This is a genomic window from Desulfomonile tiedjei DSM 6799 (assembly GCF_000266945.1).
Taxonomy (GTDB): Bacteria; Desulfobacterota; Desulfomonilia; order Desulfomonilales; family Desulfomonilaceae; genus Desulfomonile; species Desulfomonile tiedjei.
Genome location: NC_018025.1, coordinates 3,466,535 through 3,484,190, shown reverse-complemented (window position 1 = coordinate 3,484,190; position 17,656 = coordinate 3,466,535). Strand labels below are relative to the sequence as shown.

Here is a 17,656-nt window from a genome sequence, read left to right as displayed (position 1 = left end):
TAAATTTGTTGTAGCAGTTATTGAGAGTCTTGACGGAATCCAATGCCTGCAATGGGAAGAATCAGTAGCGCCGGCGTCCCTGCCGGCGAGAACTGATTGATTTGTTTGGTGAATTGTTCACCGGCACGGAGGCCGGTGCTACCAATTGCTGGGAGTTGTTCTTCACAATCCGTGATTACTTTCGAGAATCGGAGTAGGAGGAAAAGCATCTTTTTGAGAGTGATTCGCCGAGCCCTTTGCAAGAATTGTGACATGAGACAAAGCACTCGTTTTTCGCAGAAAAACGAGTGCTTTGTCTCAGTGTTAAAAGTTTTTGGAAGGGTTTGGGGAACCTTTTTTCAAAAAGGTTCCCCAATTCTTACTCCTACGCACTCCTACGCAGCTTTATCGAATGCGAGTTGATTTCCATCCACTTTAGCAACAATGGTGTCGCCGGGTTGGAATCGTCCTTTCAGGAGATCCAGTGACAGCCTGTTCTCGATTAACCGCTGAATGGCACGTTTCAATGGCCGAGCCCCGTATGCAGGGTCGAATCCCTCGGAAGACAGCAGTTCCCGTGCTCCGTCGTCCAACACCAGGTGAAGCTTGCTTTCTGCAAGTCTTTTGTTGAGGCGATTCATCTGGATATCCACGATCTTCTTGATCTGGTCCTTCGTGAGCGCATGGAAGATGATAATGTCGTCGAGCCGATTGAGGAACTCAGGCTTAAAGTGCGCTCTCAGAGCATCCATCACCCGTTGACGCATCCGCTCTTCGCTTACTCCCGCAAGCTCCCGGATTTCGCTGGAACCGATATTGGACGTCATGATGATGATGGTGTTCTTGAAATCAACCGTTCGGCCCTTGCCATCGGTGAGCCTGCCGTCATCGAGAATCTGGAGCAACGCATTGAACACCTCCGGATGCGCTTTTTCGATTTCGTCGAACAACACGACTGAATAGGGGCGTCTCCGTACTGCTTCCGTGAGGTACCCTCCTTCCTCGTACCCGACATACCCGGGAGGCGCTCCTATGAGCCGCGCGACTGAATGCCGCTCCATGTACTCGGACATGTCCACCCGGACAATGGCCTGCTCGTCGTCAAAGAGGAATTCCGCGAGCGCCCGGGCCAGCTCTGTCTTGCCCACGCCGGTCGGACCGAGAAAAATGAACGATCCGATGGGACGATTCGGGTCGTGCAAACCGGATCGTGCACGGCGAACCGCATCCGATACAGCTACGATAGCTTCAGGCTGTCCCACGACACGCTGGGAAAGCCGCTCCTCCATTTTGAGCAGCTTGTCCAATTCGCCTTCCAGCATCTTGGAGACAGGAATCCCCGTCCACTTGGCCACGACCTCCGCGACATCTTCGGGGCCGACTTCTTCTTTGAGGAGGCCTCCGCCTTTTTGAAGATTTTCCAATTCCTCGTTCTTGGCAGCAATATCCTTTTCGAGCGAGATGATCATCCCGTACTTCAGTTCCGCAGCTTTGGACAGATTCCCTTCTCGCTCCGCCTTCACAGCATCGACTTTTGCTCGCTCCAGTCGCTCTTTCAGTTCACGAATTCCGGAGATGATCTTCTTCTCTTTCTGCCATTCTTCTTTCAGAGCATTGGATTCGTCGGCGAGACGCTCGATCTCGAATTTTACCTTTTGCAGCCGTTCTTTGCTGGCCGGATCGGATTCTTTAGTGAGCGCCTGTTCTTCGATCTGGAGCTGAATGATCCTTCTCTCGATTGTATCGATCTCCGTCGGCATGGAATCGATTTCGATTCTGAGCCGGGAAGAAGCCTCGTCAATCAGGTCCACAGCCTTGTCCGGGAGAAACCGATCCGTAATGTATCGATGGGAAAGGGTGGCTGCCGCAATAATCGCCGCGTCCTGAATCCTCACACCGTGATGAAGTTCATAGCGCTCCTTGAGGCCGCGCAATATGGAAATGGTATCCTCGACAGAAGGCTCGGCAACGTAAATAGGCTGAAATCTGCGCTCGAGAGCCTTATCCTTCTCAATGTATTTCCGATATTCTTCGACTGTGGTTGCACCGATTGCCCTGAGCTCTCCCCGTGCAAGAGGCGGCTTCAACATATTGGAGGCGTCCACTGCACCTTCTGCCGCTCCAGCTCCTACCAGCGTGTGCATTTCATCGATGAACAGGATTATCTCACCGGATGCTCCGGTGATCTCTTTCAAAACGGCTTTCAGCCTGTCTTCAAATTCACCTCGATATTTGGCTCCGGCTATCAACTGACCGAGATCGAGTGCGAGTACCCGTTTTCCCTTGAGGCTTTCCGGAATATCACCCGAAATTATGCGTGAAGCGAGTCCCTCAACAATGGCAGTCTTTCCCACTCCAGGATCGCCGATCAACACCGGATTATTCTTTGTCCTGCGGGAGAGCACCTGAATAATGCGCCTGATTTCTTCATCACGTCCTATCACCGGATCGAGCTTTCCTTTGCGGGCGAGCTCGGTCAAATCTTTGGTAAATCGTTTCAGTGCCTGATACTTTTCTTCGGGTGATTGATCGGTAACCCGCTGCGTCCCTCGAATATCCGTCAGAACAACGTATATTTTGTCTTTGGTCACTCCACGGGATGTCAATATCTTGCCCGCTTGCGTTCCGGAAGACTCGGCAATCGCGATCAACATATGTTCCACGGAGAGATACTCGTCCTTGAGTTGTTCCATTTCCTTGAACGCTTTTTCAAGGACCTCCCGAAGCTGATTCGAGAAATACCGATCCGCGGTCGTGGTCCCGCTTTGGGTAGGCAGCCGTTCCACAGCCTTCAGGGTTTCGTTTCGAATCCTGTCCAGATCGGTTCCGAGCTTTTTTACTATTTCGACCGGTAACCCTTCCTCATCGGATAAAAGAGCGAGCAACAGGTGTTCGACCTCCACTTGCGGATTGCCCCTATTCGCTGCTGTATTCTGTGCAAGCTCCAGGGCTTCCTGGGATTTGAGCGTGAATTTGTCTGCTCGCATGGTATTCTCCTTACATTTTAAATACTTCAGCTCTTCAGCTCGATGATGATTGCAGTCCCTGTGGAGCTTTTACAGTTGACCCGAATACTACTGAAGGGGAGTAACACAAAAGAGAGAGGCGATTCTTTCCAGGTCACTGCTCCGGGTGGCATCTCGAATCAACCAGCATGCATAATACCAATTTGCTTTCAAAGTTGGGGCAAATCCCCTCTAACTCCCCTTTATTAAAGGGGGGAATAGGGGGATTTTGAATGCAAATTGGCATAATGCCTTTTTTCGCAACTGGCTCCCTGCAATCATACATGCCTGAAACGACGGAGAGATATCCTCCCTCCGTATATTCCCGGTGATAAACAAATGTGTATTGATGCGAGTTCGTCAAGTGCGCTTTGCCAGTCTTGAAACATGATTTACAGAATGGGCCGGGACAAAACAGAACATTTCGTACTGTCCCGTGCGCGTCCGAAATTTTGGCCACTCCAGACGTAACTGTTGAAAATAGATAAAACAACGGCTATTCTAAACAAGTTCTTAACTCTGAGCCCCGCATTATTTGCTGAGAAAGTTGCATGCACGTACCTGCGAGGTTGATGTAATGTACCGCATCCAGGAAGCACACATCTCACGTTGATGTGTGCGAATCGTCTGTTGTTCTTGTGGGTGTCAGAAACCGTTCCGAAGGAGCACTTTACATGGAAATCCTGAACTGGAAAAAAATAGAGAAGATACAGTTGAATCCCAGCATCACCCGACAGATGTTTTGGGGTGAAAAGCTCATGGTTACTCATTTTTCTCTCGATCCTGGAACTGCGCTTCCAACCCACGAACACGAATCCGAACAGATAACCATGGTTCAGGAGGGCTCGGTTACCCTGATTTTTCCGGACGAAGAGATCACGTTACAGGCAGGTGACATGCTGGTCATACCCGGGTTCAAGCCTCATGGTGTGGTAGTGGGCCCTGAGGGATGCAGGGTGATCGATCTGTTCTCGCCCATTCGCCAGGATTTCATTGAAGGCGCTGCCACTTATTTTGTACAGCCCGAGCATGACGAAAAAGAACCGTACAGGAAATTGTACGGATTCTTGAGGGGTGCAGGAATAAAGGCAACTCTCGAAGAAATGTTCGAATATCCGTTGGATATCCTTGCCCGTTACGCATATGATCGTGAATGCATAACTATGGGCCAACTTCGTCAGATACTCGGTTTGGACAAGGCTCAGGCCAAGGCCCTGCTTCGTCAGTGGAAACATGGTGACGATCACAGTGAATCAAGTTACAAGCGTAAACTGGAAAGACTCGTGATTGTCCCTGAAGGGCTGCCGCTGTCCACCAAAAGTGAGAAAGAAAAGTAAACCCAACTTGTGACACGATTATTTTTACTGAAGAATCGTAGGACAACATGATCGAGAACGCAAAAGTCGCAAAAATCAAGTCGGCCGTGCGGAGTAATTTCGACAAGAGTCCGTCCTTTTACGAATCTTTCGAGCAGAAGCACGGTTTCTTCAGATCGCTCAATCGCACGCTCATAAGCCGTATGAGCCTATCGGCGGTTGCCGATGTCCTTGACGTCGGATGCGGAACCGGCGCCAGTTGCAGGCAAATCGCCGATTATCTGCCCCAGGGGCGAGTGTGGGGCCTGGACAATTCTCCGGCAATGCTTGAAACAGCGAGGGAACTTTCCGGAGGGAATTCCAGGATTATTTACGTAGAGGGGGATGCAGGAAGACTCGACGAATATTTCGATTTTACTTTTGATGCAGTGATTTACAGCGCTTCTATTTTTCTGATCCCGGACTACGAACGAAGTCTCAAATGTGCAGCAAAGCTTCTCAAACCCGGAGGCAGTCTCGGGCTCACGTTCATGGACGGTGTATACGATCCGAAGCAGCGCAATCTTTTCGAACTTGCAGAGAAAACGGCAAAACAGGGTGTGAGTCTCCGCAAGCCTGTGGATCAGGGCAAGTTCGAGCAGTTTTTTGCCGGAATGTTTCCAGCGTACCGATTGTGGAATGAAGATTTTCAACTATCCGAGGCGGTGCTGAAGGAGTTTTTCTCCGTACCCGCCATGTCCGCAGGTCTGTTTCCGGGAAAAGACTATTCCGAGCGGGTAAGAAGTATCGAAAGCCTATTCCAACACATGCCCCGTTGCCGGTTCCTTTTCCGGTGGCGTCTGATGGTCGGCGAATTGACGGGCAATTAGTGTGTTATCTTGGGCGCCTCGAAAGGATAGTAAGCGAAATTGGGATTCAGAAAATGCTGTTGCACGGCATAGTTCGGCGCGTGCTTCTTCTTGTCCGGTCGAAGCTCCAGGACTCTGTACAGAAACGAAATGAGACGTTCGAAACTCTCCTGGATGATGGGTCTCATATATCTGTTTTCTGTACGTAAATCGTAATACACATTGAACATGTGCTTCTGGCCGGGGTATATGTATGCCTCGTAGTATTTGGCATTCGTGTGCAACTCCGCGGCCAGCTTTTTCGCGTATTTCACTTCATACACGTCGTCGTCTTCCCCGTGAAAAATCAGCACGGGCGGTAACTTGAGCACATCGTACGGCATGACCCACGGAGATCCTCCGTAGTTCCACACGATGGCTTTGATGCGGGGGTCTCTACAGGCGTACGTGAGCGCTGCATTTGCCGGCTGGGAAAAACCTGAAATCACGATCCTGGTCGGGTCTGTAAAAGGCGAATAGCACAGGTAATCCACTGCGGCTTTGATCGAATTCAGATACCATTCGTGGCTGACAGCTAACCGTGCGGCAACTACGCCCTGATTTATGCTTCCCTTGAGGTATCCTGCGCCGCGATCCCATGAATACGCATCAGGAACCAGGTTCTCAGGATAATTGGACGGGTCCATGAGAATAACGGCAAAATTGCGCTCGGCAAGATGCCGGCAATGATCCTGGTACTGAAGAATATGCTGCGATCCCACTCCCACACCACAGATAATTCCGGGAATGCGTCCCTTTACTCCGTAGCTGGGGAGGAAGAGAAAAGCCGGAAGAACTTTTCCGTCCTTCAGAGGAATGCCGATCCTGAATGTTTGACTAAGCCCGATTGTCGGCCACAAAATGGCTGTAATCACCACGACAAAAAGCACAGACAGAAATCTGGCGGGAACTCGCAAATCCATACTCCTCAATAAATAAGAAAATGATCGGTAAAGCTATCACCCGCTGCCGGGGAAGTCAACCAATTTCATAATGTTTGAGGTAATTATCCGGTTATGTAAGGGAATTTACTGGCCTGAGTCACGGATACGTGATCGGTACAGGTATGACGCACTGCGACGCCTCTCTGCTGAATCGCATCTCATCCCAGTGAACAAAACATAACGATTGTCATTGCGAGGAGCGGAGCAACGAAGCAATCTCCTGACCATCATAGTCGAGATCGCTCGGTTGTCGGGCTCCTTTGTACCGACTTCAGAGTTTGACCATCCATCGGATGGACCTGGTGGGATCTTCTTCAAGGATTTGTGGCCAGCATTTGACTTACAGCCAAACGTCAGGAGATTGCCACGAGCTTCGCCCTCGCAATGACAGCCATCAAGTCTTGTTCGCTGACCTAAGAATCAGCCCGGGCGAGAACCGATACAAGAAAGAAGTTTTCCAGACGTTTCGTCACTTCGCTCCCTCAACGGAATCTAATTTCATTGAACAAACTAACGATTGTCATTGCGAGGAGCGGAGCGACGTGGCAATCTCCTGACCAGAACGAAGAGATAGCTCGGCTGCAAGGCTCAAGTGGGACTGCCTGTTAGAGCTCCTCATACAAATCCAGCCAGTCAGGATTCATGTCTTCTATGAGATCAATCTTTTTCTGCCGAGGACCTGCCTTAATTTGTTTCTCTCGTGCAATTGCCGCCCGGACGTCATCAGTGAATTCGTAGAAGACTAGTTTTTCGATGTTGTACAGTTTCGTGAATCCTTTTGATAGCTTCTCACGGTGTTGGTGGACGCGCTTTTTCAGGTCACGCGTTATTCCTGTATACAAAACAGTGTTGTATCGGTTAGTTAAGATGTAGATGCAATATTGTCTTTGCATGACGTATTAGAATGAATGTGCGGAAATCATCGATTCGTAGCCATGGATCAGGAGATTGCCACAGGCTCCGCCCCCAGTTTCGTCGTTTGACCTCTGAAAAACACTGTCAATTATCTATTCGTCCGGGCTTTGAGAACTGCGGCTCGAAAATCAGCGAATGAGGTTCGCATAAAAGAGTTAAAGAATCGCTCGTAACCGATTGTCCCGGAATGAGGCGGGATAGTATGATCGCGATCCTTTGGGATACGTCTGTACGGCTCACCCGTAGTAAAAAGGAAATGCTTCGGTGTAGCCAGTCGTGCCGGGACCATGTACATCCATTGACTGGAATACGCTACCATCATCATACGATGTTTCCGGTCCGCTGCATCCTTGTCCAGTTTCATGTGGAGCACGGGAATATTGCTATCGGGAAACGCATTGATCCGCCATCCGAAGGTATAGAAGAAACCAGAGCTGTTATATAAAGGATATTCAAATAAGTCCGGTTTAAGACCTGCGCGAGCTGCACCTTCGACAGCCAGAAAATTCACTGAATCGTGATCCGGATGCCCTCCTTCGTAGGCAATCGAAAACACCACATCCGGCTTGATTGTTCGCATGAGTTCAGTCATAGCTGCGGTTGCTTCAGACAATTTGGAAACCAGGGAGAGATCGGAAAAATGCAAGAAGTGCACGTGGGATTGGTCCAGGCCAAGGATATCCATGGCGTGGTGGACCTCTGCTTCTCTTTTTTTGCCTTGACCGAAGTAATCTCCTGAAGTGGCCCATACACAATGGACATTTGCCCCTTTGCGTACGAGCATTCTCATTGTGCCTGCGATTCCCACGTCATCATCCGGATGCGCAAATGTGAATAGATACGTCTTTGACGCATTCAACTCCATAGGAGTATTCATGTTGCTCATTGCTACTCCTGTCCCATGGGCAAACGTGTTGCTTGTGCACAAAAGAATAATGAAAAGAAGAGTTCGTATCAATGTATCAGGTGCAGTCTGCCGCTCTCGGGGGTTGCCGTCGGCTGGTGATGTGAGTAGATGTCATCAAGGAATGCCTCTTTGCAGGATAGACACAAAATAAATACATCGTCTTCGTAAACCTGACGTTTCAATTCCTCATCCGACGACGTTTCAATTTCCGCCATGATCTGTTCCAGTTCATGTTCCGGACTGACCGGTTCACGTTCGGGCAGTACTTCATCGAATATTGAGCGGATACGTACCGCTACGTGATACTTTGTACATCCTTCCGGCAACAGGCAACCGCATCGGTGGCAATACATGACGCTCATTCGTTGACAGAGCCTCCATGTAAGATTATAAGAAAAAGAGCTTCATCACGCCACAAAAAACCACAGGAGATCCCATGCACTTCCCTGAATACAGAGCCAGAAGGCTCAGACGTACGGAAACTTTGCGCAGTATGGTGCGGGAAGTTCACCTGAACGTACAGGATTTCATCCTGCCCTATTTCGTGCATCACGGGAAGGGTATCAAGACTCCGCTTCCCAGCATGCCCGGCCATTTTCAACTCTCCGCTGAGTTGCTCGTAAAAGAATTGCGCGAACCGGTGGACCGGGGCATTCCTGCAGTGCTGTTGTTCGGAATTCCGGAAACAAAGGATTCTGCAGCATCCGGTGCGCACGCAAAAAACGGTGTCGTACAACAGGCAATCCGAAGGATAAAAGATGCGTACCCCGACCTTGTGGTGATCACGGATGTGTGCCTGTGCGAGTACACTGACCATGGACATTGTGGCGTAATCCGCAACAATGACGTGGACAACGACCCCACGTTGGATCTTCTGGCGAAAACAGCTCTATCACACGCATATGCCGGAGCGGATATTGTCGCTCCCAGCGATATGATGGACGGGAGGGTTGCCGCAATCAGAGAATCACTGGACGAAAGCGGATTTGAATGGCTCCCCATCATGGCGTATTCCGCAAAATATGCATCCGGATTCTACGGACCCTTTAGAGAGGCAGCCCAATCCGCCCCCCAATTCGGTGACCGCCGCTCGTATCAAATGGACCCTGCCAACACGGACGAAGCGCTTCGGGAAGTGTCTATGGATGTTGAAGAAGGCGCAGATCTCATCATGGTGAAACCCGCGCTCCCGTACCTCGATGTTATCTGGCGGGTTCGTAATGCTTTCGATCTGCCGCTCGTCGCCTACAACGTGAGTGGTGAATTTGCCATGATAAAAGCAGCCGCCCAAAATGGCTGGATCGATGGAGATCGCTGCATGATGGAAGCGCTCACGTCCATCAGAAGAGCAGGAGCGGATCTGATAATTTCGTACCATGCCCTTGAAGCTGCCCGCATCCTGCAGGACGGCACCAAGGCTTCGAGGAAGAAGTGAATCGTTTTGAATTGAGACTCGTAGCCTGGGAGATGACCCGGGCGTGTAATCTTGCCTGCGTACATTGTCGTGCGGGCGCATGCGCCGACCCCGATCCCGAACAACTGAGCTTTGACGAGGGTCGCGCTCTTATCGATGGAATAGCCCAGGTGGGCAAGCCGATCCTCATCATGACCGGTGGCGAACCTCTGATCCGCCCCGATTTTTTCGATCTGGCACGGTACGCTATCAAAGCCGGATTGCGAGCGGTACTTGCCACCAATGGCGTGCTGGTGACTCCGGAAGTGGCACGGGACATCGCTGCCGTAGGCATCCCCAGAGTCAGCATCAGCATTGATGGTCCCACCGCGGAATCACACGATGCATTCAGGAAAGTTCCCGGAGCGTTCGATGCCTCCCTCAAAGGAATCGCGAATCTGAAATCCGCTGGAGTTGGGGTGCAGATCAACACCACCATAACGCGGCGTAATCGCGACCGGCTTGCCGATATCATGAACATGGCCGAGTCCATCGGAGCAGAGGCTTTCCACGTATTTCTTCTTGTTCCCACAGGCAGAGCGAAAGACATGGCCGGTGAGGAAATGGGCCCGGAGGAGTATGAGGAAACGCTCGTGGAATTCTACAACCTGAGCAGATCTTCACGGCTTGAAACCAAAGCGACCTGCGCACCTCAGTATTATCGTATCCTGAGGCAGCAGGCAAAAGCTGAGGGGATCGAGGTTTCAGACCAGACCTTCGGATTGAACGCGCGTACCCGCGGATGCCTCGGTGGGCTCTCGTTCGTATTTGTATCTCACAAAGGTGAACTGCAGCCCTGCGGTTATTTTGATGTGCAGGCGGGAAGCATCAGGAAATCAAGCTTTAAAGACCTGTGGGAGAATGCCGAGATATTTAAGAACCTCCGTAAATTCAGTCTTCTCGAAGGCAAATGCGGGAAATGCGATTATTTACGATTTTGTGGCGGCTGCCGAGCAAGAGCGTACGAGCACACCGGACGGTACATGTCCGAAGAACCGTATTGTGCGCACGTCCCGCCCTCAGTCCGGGCACATGAAGGCTAAGAGACAACTCGGCTATCGATGACAGAACCGGGCGAAGTGCATATATAGTATGTAGCTACAGATATGTGGTTTTTGTTGGAGGAATAGGATGGTTATCGAGCAGATTCAGATCAGTGGATTCGAGATCTTTTGTTACGTGCTGGGAGATGCTGAAACCGGTGAAGGGATCGTTGTCGATCCCGGCGGGCGGGCAGACATGATTCTGGCGCGGGCAAAAGCTCGCGGAATCACTAAAATAAAACTTATCGTCAACACCCACAGCCATGTGGATCATGTTACCGGAAATAAAGAGATGCAGGACGCAACGGGCGCTCCTATTGCGATCCACGAATTGGAAGCAAATGCCCTGGCCAATCCGAACCAGGCAATGCTGGTTATGTTCAATGCAAAAGCGTCGCCCAAGGCTACGGTGCTTCTGAAAGACGGCGATGCTATTACCTTCGGAAATGAATCGGTAAAGGTCATCCATACTCCCGGTCACACGGTAGGCGGGATTTGCCTGTACTGGCCGGGATACGTGATTACCGGCGATACCCTGTTCGTGAGCGGGGTAGGGCGGACCGATCTTCCAGGCGGCTCTTTTGAGGTGCTGCAGAATTCGATCCGAAACATACTGTTCAAACTCCCAGAGGATACGATTGTTCTTCCCGGACATCATTATGGTGCTACGCCGACTTCCACCATTGCACGGGAAAAACGGGAGAATATGTTCATCTGATCCTTCAGACCTTTATCGGGTGATTTGTTGGACCACGCAATCTGTCGAAGAATTGCGTGACAGATTTACCCTGGAATGAAAAACACGCTGACCTGGAAACCAGGTCAGTGGCACCCCAATATCTCGTAGGCCACAGCCTTCCGCATTCCTTTACATTCCTTCTCCTTCCTAACACCAGGAGATTCACTTGACCCGACAAAGCCCCCCTCGAAAAGGAACAAAGTCTGTCAGACGTATAGAACCGGCATTTTGACCATGAAGGACACGTATGGCAATTGCCAAAAATTCTGAGTTTATCCCCCGGTACAGGATACTATAGCTGTTATCGAAAGTCTTGACGGAATCCAATGCCTGCAATGGGAAGAATCAGTAGCGCCGGCGTCCCTGCCGGCGATAACTTATTGCTTTGTTTGGTGAATTGTTCGCCAGCACGGAGGCCGGCGCTACCAATTGCTGGGAACTGCTCTTCACAATCCGTGATTACTTTCGAGAATCGGTATAGAATGGTGGGGACCGGCGTCCCGAAAGTGTCTCAAAATTCTCGAATGTACAAAAAATCGTGCCACGATTCGACATCTTTGTAGGGGCAGGCCTCGTGCCTGCCCTCCCGCAATGACCGGCACGGAGGCCGGTCACTACCGAGCACTCACGAGGGGCGCCCCTACAATCAGACCGTGAAGATGATGAGAATGTCGTGCCACGATCTGGGATAAATTTCGACTTTTGAGACAGTCTCTCCCTGCCGGTCCATTCTATCGATATCATTGATCATATTGAAGATGTACCGGCACGGAGGCACGGCACCCACCAATATTCCCCATTTTCAATCGGACAGCCATAGACGTTGCTATAACCAAACGGTGCGTTCCAAGAAACCGATGAATCTGCTCTGAGACCACATAAATTCGGCTGTATTACATGTGCGACAGAAATATTGACCAACTCTGAAAAAAAAGTGGATGTGACAGATAAAATCGGTTATAAAAAAAGGAGGCCCCCTGGGTAAATATTGGGGTTTGCATTTTTAAGTTTCCAACAATCGTTGGAAGCATCAGTTTATAAAGTAATGACCAAAAATACGTTGCCCTAAAATGACAAGGAGGAGTGAATCTTATGCCTAATCTTCTCGTTGACGAGCGCGATCAAAAATTCGTGCTGTACGAACAACTCAAGATTGACGAACTCTGTCAATACGCGAAATACGGAGAGTTCTCGCGTGAGATGTTCGACATGGTCCTGGAAGCAGCTCAGAAACTCGCGGAAAAAGAACTTGCCCCCACAAATCAGGACGGCGACGTTAAGGGCGTTTCTCTTGAAGGCGGACAGGTAAGGGTTCCGGAATCTTTTCACCAGGCATACCGGTATTATTGTGAAGGCGGTTGGGCATCCCTCCCTATCGATCAGGAAATGGGCGGACAGGGCTTCCCCAGCGCTTTATACTGCGCCACTATGGAACTCTTCGCTGCAGCCAACCAGGCATTCTCGATGTATCCCGGCCTCACCATCGGGGCGGCGCGCCTCATTGAACACTACGGAACCGAAGAACAGCAACGGGAATACATGGACAAGATGTACACCATGGAATGGTGCGGAACCATGTGCTTGACCGAGCCCCAAGCAGGCAGCGACGTGGGAGCCTTACGGACGCGTGCAACGAAAAGACCTGACGGATCATACTCCATTGTTGGCAACAAGATTTTCATCTCTGCAGGAGATCACGATCTTTCCGAGAATATCATTCACATGGTCCTTGCTCGGGTCGAAGGCGCACCTCCGGGAACAAAAGGAATCAGCATCTTCATCGTTCCCAAATATCGAATTGAGAATGGCGAATTTGTGCCGAACGATGTTGCCTGCACGGCCGTAGAAAAAAAGATGGGCATACACGGGTCTTCAACCTGCGCGCTCAGTTTCGGAGAAAAAGAGAGTTGCATCGGTTATCTGCTCGGCCAGGAAAACGAGGGCATGAAGATCATGTTCAACATGATGAATGAAGCCCGTCTTGCCGTCGGTATGCAGGGTTTGTCCCAGGCCAGTGCCGCGTATATGCAGGCTCTGCGTTATGCCAAAGACAGGCAGCAGGGACCTGAGATTTCCACCATGAAAGATCCGAATGCTCCGAAAGTGCCGATTTTCGATCATCCTGACGTTCGCAGGATGCTTCTGTGGATGAAGAGTGTGACCGAAGGAATGCGAGCACTCCTGTATTACGCAGGGTACTGCGAAGACAGAGTCAAATGTGCGCCTACCCTTGAAGAGGCTGCCAAGTATCAGGGGTTCCTGGACATTCTCATTCCTATCTGCAAGGCGTGGAGCTCGGATATGGGCTTCAGGGTAACGGAACTGGCCGTCCAGGTTCACGGCGGGTACGGTTACTGCCGGGAATATCCGGTCGAGCAAAATATGCGCGATGTGAAGATCGCTTCTATCTATGAAGGCACCAACGGGATTCAGGCATTGGATCTGGTCGGCCGGAAGCTTTCCTACAAGCAGGGAATACTGTTCAAGAACATCGTTCAGGAGACCGGTATTCTCCTGAAAAGCGCTAAAAAGAACTATCGCCTCAAGGATATTGTCGAGCCGTTTGATGTTGCCCGCAAGCATCTCATCGAGGTTACCCGTTACTTCGGCCTGAAGAGCATTACCGAAGACTTCATGACTCCGATACTCTATGCTACCCCGTACCTCGAATTGTTCGGTGACGTAGCTATCGGCTTCATGCTCCTTTGGCAGGCGGTAATAGCAGATCGTCGCCTCCAGGAACTGTATGACGATGCAAAGGCCGACACGCCCGAGAAGAAAGCAGAACTGGTGAAAACCAACAGGAGCGCCGCCTTTTATCGCGGTAAATTAGCCTCTGCCCAGTTCTTTGCGAATACTATTCTGCCTTTGGCACCGGGTAAGGCGCGCTCGATTATGAGTGGCGAGCGCTCCGCGATCGATCTTCCGGAAGAATCTTTTGCTCTATTTTAGGCTGAACGGAGTTCAAATATGAAAGCAAGAAAAGTAGTCTTGGTTGATGCAATAAGAACGGCTTTCGGCCGCGCTGGAGAAAAAGGTGTGTTCTGGAACACCCGGGCCGATGACATGGTGGTCAAGGTCATACGGGAGTTGATGCGCCGAAATCCCACAATCGACCCTGAAATGATTGATGAAAATGCATGGGGCGTATTCTGCCAGGAAAAAGATCAGGGCCTTACTCTTGGTCGTACCTCGGTCATCCTTGCGGGATTGCCGGTCACTACAGCCGGTTACTCTATTGACCGAATGTGTGCAGGCGGTATGAGCGCCATCACTACAGCGGCATCCGCTGTTGCTCTCGGAGCGGCGGACGTGGTCATTGCAGGCGGAGTCGAACACATGGGACATCATCCCATGGGAGCAACTGCCGATCCCAATCCCCGGTTCCTCACGGATAAACTCGTTGACCAAAGCGCCATGAGCATGGGAGAAACCGCAGAAAACCTGCATGACATGTTCCCTGAAATTACCAAGGAAATGGCCGATGAGTACTCCCTCCATTGCCAGGCACGGGCGAATAGGGCGATCCAGTCAGGCAAAATCGGTGAAATGATCGTTCCCATGACCGTTTATACGAAATCCGGCTGGACAGTTGCAGACAAAGACGAGCAGCCGAGACCGGAAACGACTATAGAAGGACTCGCCAAACTGAAGACTCCTTTCCGAGTGATGGGCAAGGTAACTGCCGGCAATTCTTCCGGCCTGAATGACGGTGCCGCGGGATGTATCCTTATGGCGAAGGAAAAGGCGGAAGAGCTCGGAATCGAGCCGAAGATGGAGCTCAAAGCCTTCGCATATGCCGGTGTAAAGCCGGAGATCATGGGTATCGGTCCGATTCCTGCGACGCACAAGGCGCTGAAGGTCGCCGGTCTTACCATCGACGACATCGGTCTTATCGAACTGAACGAAGCCTTCGCTGTCCAAGCGGTGGCATTCATGAAAGAATTCGGATTGCAGTTCCCTGAAGATCCGAAGCTCAATATTTATGGTGGAGCGATAGCATTCGGCCATCCTCTGGCTTCTTCGGGAGTCCGGCTTGCTTGTCACCTGATGCACGGGTTTGCCGAGCATCCCGAAGCGAAGTACGGCCTCACCACGATGTGCGTCGGTCTTGGCCAGGGCGGAACGGTTATTTGGAAGAACCTGCAACGTAATGGCAAAGACAAGGAAGAACACGAACATAAGGACCACGACAAAGAGGAACCCAAAGAAAAAGAGAAAAAGAAGAAAAAAGACTGATGTCCGTGGAATTCTTGTTCCGTCGGGCTGAACCGGCCGGAACACGCCGCATCATCAGATACCGATGCCATTTACCAGTGGCACTTACGTTCAAGGAAAGGAATCGTCATGGCTGAGGCACCGACTTTGTTTTATGTGACGGCATATAATTCCCGTGTGGGGAAAATCGCCATTGTCACTATGGACAACGGCGAAGACTATAAAAAGCCCAATACTTTCGATGAAAAAGCCCTCGCCTCGTTACATGAGGCGGTTAGTAAGATTGAAGCAGACAAAGAATACAAAGGCATGATGCTCTGCGGTAAGCATTATATTTTTGCCGCCGGTGCAGATCTCATGCAGGTACCGTTCATCAACACGTTCGAGCAGGGGCGCCAGATCGGCGCAGCGGGACATGCTGCAATGAAACGGATCATGGATCTCAAGATCCCGACTCTTGCGGCAATCAACGGGGCAGCGTTGGGCGGCGGTCTGGAAATATCGCTCTATTGTGATTACCGGACTGTCTCGAAGGCAGTGCCCGCAATAGCATTTCCGGAATGTTTTCTCGGCCTCATTCCCGGATGGGGTGGATCGAGCCTGGTTCCACGGCTGATCGGCCCGGAAAAGGCGCTTGAACTGATTGTGTACAATCCCATGAACCAGAACCGCATGATTGATGGTTCAAAAGCTTTTCAGATGGGGCTTGCGGACAGGCTGTTCGAGTCGGTCGAGTTCTTCGATGAATCTCTCGCGTTTCTCGAGAACCTCATAGATGGGAAAGAGAAAGTGGAAAGAGTGCAGCCGGATTTCTCCAGGCTGCAGACTCACATCGATTCGGCCAAGAACTTCCTGGACTTCAAAGTTCATGGAGCGGCCCCTGCTCCATATCGCGCACTTCAGTTGATTCAGCAGGCATGCGATCTGTCCAGGAGCATCGACGAATGCTTCGCGGAAGAAGACAAAGCCCTGGGAGATTTGATCAAGTCACGCCAATGTAAGGCAGGCGTTTACAGCTTCGATCTGGTGCAGCGTCGAGCCAAAAAACCAGCAGGAAAACCCGCAGATGTGAAAGCCAGGCCCATAAAGAAGATCGGCGTCATAGGCGCTGGTCTCATGGCATCTCAGTTGGCGCTTCTGTTCCTGCGTCGCTACGGTGTGCCGGTTGTCATGAAGGATATTAAACAGGAATTCCTGGACAAAGGGCTCGGGTACGTCAAAGGCGAGCTTCAGGCGCTTGTGAGCAAAGGCAAACTCACCCAGGCCAAAGCGGATCATCTCTTTCATATTCTTATCGGAACCCTCGACTGGGATCAGTTTGCGGACTGTGACTTCGTCATCGAGGCAGTGTTCGAGGAAATGAACATCAAACAGGACGTATTTGCGCAGGCTGAGGCAGTGATATCTCCCACCTGCATCCTTGCGACGAATACTTCCAGCCTTTCTCTGACCGAGATGGCATCCAAACTGGAGCACCCGGAACGAGTCGTAGGATTCCATTTCTTCAATCCCGTGGCGATATTGCCGCTTTTGGAAATTATCAAAGGCGAGAAAACTGATGACGTGACATTGGCAACAGCTTTCGAGTGCGCCAAGAAAATAGGGAAGACCGCTATCCTCGTGAAGGATTCACCGGCTTTCCTCGTGAACCGTCTGCTGACAAAGCTCATGAGTGACTGTTTCGAGATGGTGGATGAAGGCGCTACTTTCGATCAGGTAGATGAAGCGGCCCTGTCTCTCGGTTTACCCATGGCTCCATTCGACCTTCTCGGACTGGTCGGCCCGGCAGTTGCTTGTCATGTTCTGGAAACCTGCCACAAGTCCTGGCCCGAGAGATTTCCCGTTAACGAGCACTTGAAAAACCTGGTAAATGCAAAATTGCCCGCAGTCTTCCGCGGCATGGGGCCGGGTAGACAGATCGATCCGAAAGCTGCGGAAATCTGGGCTGACAGAGGTGACAAGGAGTTCGTGAAAGAGGAGATCCTGGACCGGCTTCTCACCAATCTGACCATGGAAATAGACATGATCCTCAAGGAAAAGGTCGTGTCCGATCCCAAAGACATCGATACCGCGATGATCATGGGCGCAGGATGGCCCTTCTTCAATGGCGGAATCACCCTGTATCTCGACGTTGTAGGCTATACGCCGAAGGTGCTCCAGAAAGTGTTCTTTACTTTCTAATCCCGCCTTATATCACAATATTTGGTGAACCTCTTATGCAAGAAGGTTCACCAAATTCACCATGAGCGC

Annotated in this window: 13 protein-coding genes; 8 read left to right on the top strand and 5 right to left on the bottom strand. The window is 50.9% G+C overall.

Annotated elements, in window-relative coordinates:
- Positions 1-374 precede the first annotated feature (374 nt).
- Positions 375-2,966 carry an ATP-dependent chaperone ClpB gene (gene clpB, locus DESTI_RS14745; RefSeq protein WP_014810770.1) on the bottom strand — a complete coding sequence of 864 codons (2,592 nt, stop codon included), beginning with the start codon at positions 2,964-2,966 and terminating at the stop codon, positions 375-377.
- A 692-nt stretch (positions 2,967-3,658) separates the two neighbouring features.
- Here clpB and DESTI_RS28955 point away from each other — a divergent pair.
- The gene (locus DESTI_RS28955) at positions 3,659-4,321 is read left to right on the top strand and encodes a cupin domain-containing protein (RefSeq protein WP_014810769.1); all 663 of its coding nucleotides are present in this window, start codon (positions 3,659-3,661) and stop codon (positions 4,319-4,321) included.
- Positions 4,322-4,368: 47 nt separating this feature from the next.
- Positions 4,369-5,169, top strand: a complete 801-nt coding sequence (locus DESTI_RS14735; RefSeq protein ID WP_014810768.1) for a class I SAM-dependent methyltransferase — start codon at positions 4,369-4,371, stop codon at positions 5,167-5,169.
- On the opposite strand, the gene DESTI_RS14730 is transcribed toward DESTI_RS14735, so the two are convergent.
- From DESTI_RS14730 to DESTI_RS14715, 4 genes are all read right to left on the bottom strand, one after another.
- On the bottom strand, positions 5,166-6,110 hold the full coding sequence (locus DESTI_RS14730) for a dienelactone hydrolase family protein (protein WP_041286221.1): 945 nt from the start codon (positions 6,108-6,110) through the stop codon (positions 5,166-5,168). The genes DESTI_RS14735 and DESTI_RS14730 overlap by 4 nt on opposite strands.
- A gap of 626 nt (positions 6,111-6,736) precedes the next feature.
- Positions 6,737-7,024 (bottom strand): GIY-YIG nuclease family protein, encoded by a 288-nt coding sequence (locus DESTI_RS31770; protein WP_014810766.1) that lies wholly within the window; start codon positions 7,022-7,024, stop codon positions 6,737-6,739.
- A 110-nt stretch (positions 7,025-7,134) separates the two neighbouring features.
- The gene (locus DESTI_RS14720; RefSeq protein ID WP_014810765.1) at positions 7,135-7,932 is read right to left on the bottom strand and encodes a PIG-L deacetylase family protein; all 798 of its coding nucleotides are present in this window, start codon (positions 7,930-7,932) and stop codon (positions 7,135-7,137) included.
- A 68-nt stretch (positions 7,933-8,000) separates the two neighbouring features.
- On the bottom strand, positions 8,001-8,315 hold the full coding sequence (locus tag DESTI_RS14715; protein ID WP_014810764.1) for a hypothetical protein: 315 nt from the start codon (positions 8,313-8,315) through the stop codon (positions 8,001-8,003).
- Positions 8,316-8,389: 74 nt separating this feature from the next.
- On the opposite strand from DESTI_RS14715, the gene hemB reads away from it, so the two are divergent.
- The 6 genes from hemB (at position 8,390) to DESTI_RS14685 (ending at position 17,587) form a co-directional block, all read left to right on the top strand.
- A complete protein-coding gene (hemB, locus tag DESTI_RS14710; RefSeq protein WP_014810763.1) occupies positions 8,390-9,388 on the top strand; it encodes a porphobilinogen synthase in 999 nt (332 codons plus the stop codon).
- Entirely contained in the window at positions 9,385-10,449 is a 1,065-nt protein-coding gene (gene ahbD, locus DESTI_RS14705; RefSeq protein WP_014810762.1) for a heme b synthase, read from the top strand. Before hemB ends, ahbD begins: the two co-directional genes overlap by 4 nt.
- 88 nt (positions 10,450-10,537) lie before the next feature.
- Positions 10,538-11,167: an MBL fold metallo-hydrolase gene (locus DESTI_RS14700; RefSeq protein ID WP_014810761.1), complete on the top strand. Its 630-nt coding sequence runs from the start codon at positions 10,538-10,540 to the stop codon at positions 11,165-11,167.
- 1,113 nt (positions 11,168-12,280) lie between these two features.
- The gene (locus tag DESTI_RS14695; protein WP_014810760.1) at positions 12,281-14,140 is read left to right on the top strand and encodes an acyl-CoA dehydrogenase; all 1,860 of its coding nucleotides are present in this window, start codon (positions 12,281-12,283) and stop codon (positions 14,138-14,140) included.
- Positions 14,141-14,158: 18 nt separating this feature from the next.
- The gene (locus DESTI_RS14690; RefSeq protein ID WP_014810759.1) at positions 14,159-15,427 is read left to right on the top strand and encodes a thiolase family protein; all 1,269 of its coding nucleotides are present in this window, start codon (positions 14,159-14,161) and stop codon (positions 15,425-15,427) included.
- Positions 15,428-15,535: 108 nt separating this feature from the next.
- Positions 15,536-17,587, top strand: coding sequence for a 3-hydroxyacyl-CoA dehydrogenase NAD-binding domain-containing protein (locus DESTI_RS14685; RefSeq protein WP_014810758.1), 2,052 nt, complete (start codon positions 15,536-15,538; stop codon positions 17,585-17,587).
- Positions 17,588-17,656 lie beyond the last annotated feature (69 nt).

Coding starts and splice junctions, on each gene's coding strand:
- clpB (WP_014810770.1), bottom strand. CDS start 2,966: ATGCGAGCAGACAAATTCACGCTCAAATCCCAGGAAGCCCTGGAGCTT.
- DESTI_RS28955 (WP_014810769.1), top strand. CDS start 3,659: ATGGAAATCCTGAACTGGAAAAAAATAGAGAAGATACAGTTGAATCCC.
- DESTI_RS14735 (WP_014810768.1), top strand. CDS start 4,369: ATGATCGAGAACGCAAAAGTCGCAAAAATCAAGTCGGCCGTGCGGAGT.
- DESTI_RS14730 (WP_041286221.1), bottom strand. CDS start 6,110: ATGGATTTGCGAGTTCCCGCCAGATTTCTGTCTGTGCTTTTTGTCGTG.
- DESTI_RS31770 (WP_014810766.1), bottom strand. CDS start 7,024: ATGCAAAGACAATATTGCATCTACATCTTAACTAACCGATACAACACT.
- DESTI_RS14720 (WP_014810765.1), bottom strand. CDS start 7,932: ATGAGCAACATGAATACTCCTATGGAGTTGAATGCGTCAAAGACGTAT.
- DESTI_RS14715 (WP_014810764.1), bottom strand. CDS start 8,315: ATGAGCGTCATGTATTGCCACCGATGCGGTTGCCTGTTGCCGGAAGGA.
- hemB (WP_014810763.1), top strand. CDS start 8,390: ATGCACTTCCCTGAATACAGAGCCAGAAGGCTCAGACGTACGGAAACT.
- DESTI_RS14700 (WP_014810761.1), top strand. CDS start 10,538: ATGGTTATCGAGCAGATTCAGATCAGTGGATTCGAGATCTTTTGTTAC.
- DESTI_RS14695 (WP_014810760.1), top strand. CDS start 12,281: ATGCCTAATCTTCTCGTTGACGAGCGCGATCAAAAATTCGTGCTGTAC.
- DESTI_RS14690 (WP_014810759.1), top strand. CDS start 14,159: ATGAAAGCAAGAAAAGTAGTCTTGGTTGATGCAATAAGAACGGCTTTC.
- DESTI_RS14685 (WP_014810758.1), top strand. CDS start 15,536: ATGGCTGAGGCACCGACTTTGTTTTATGTGACGGCATATAATTCCCGT.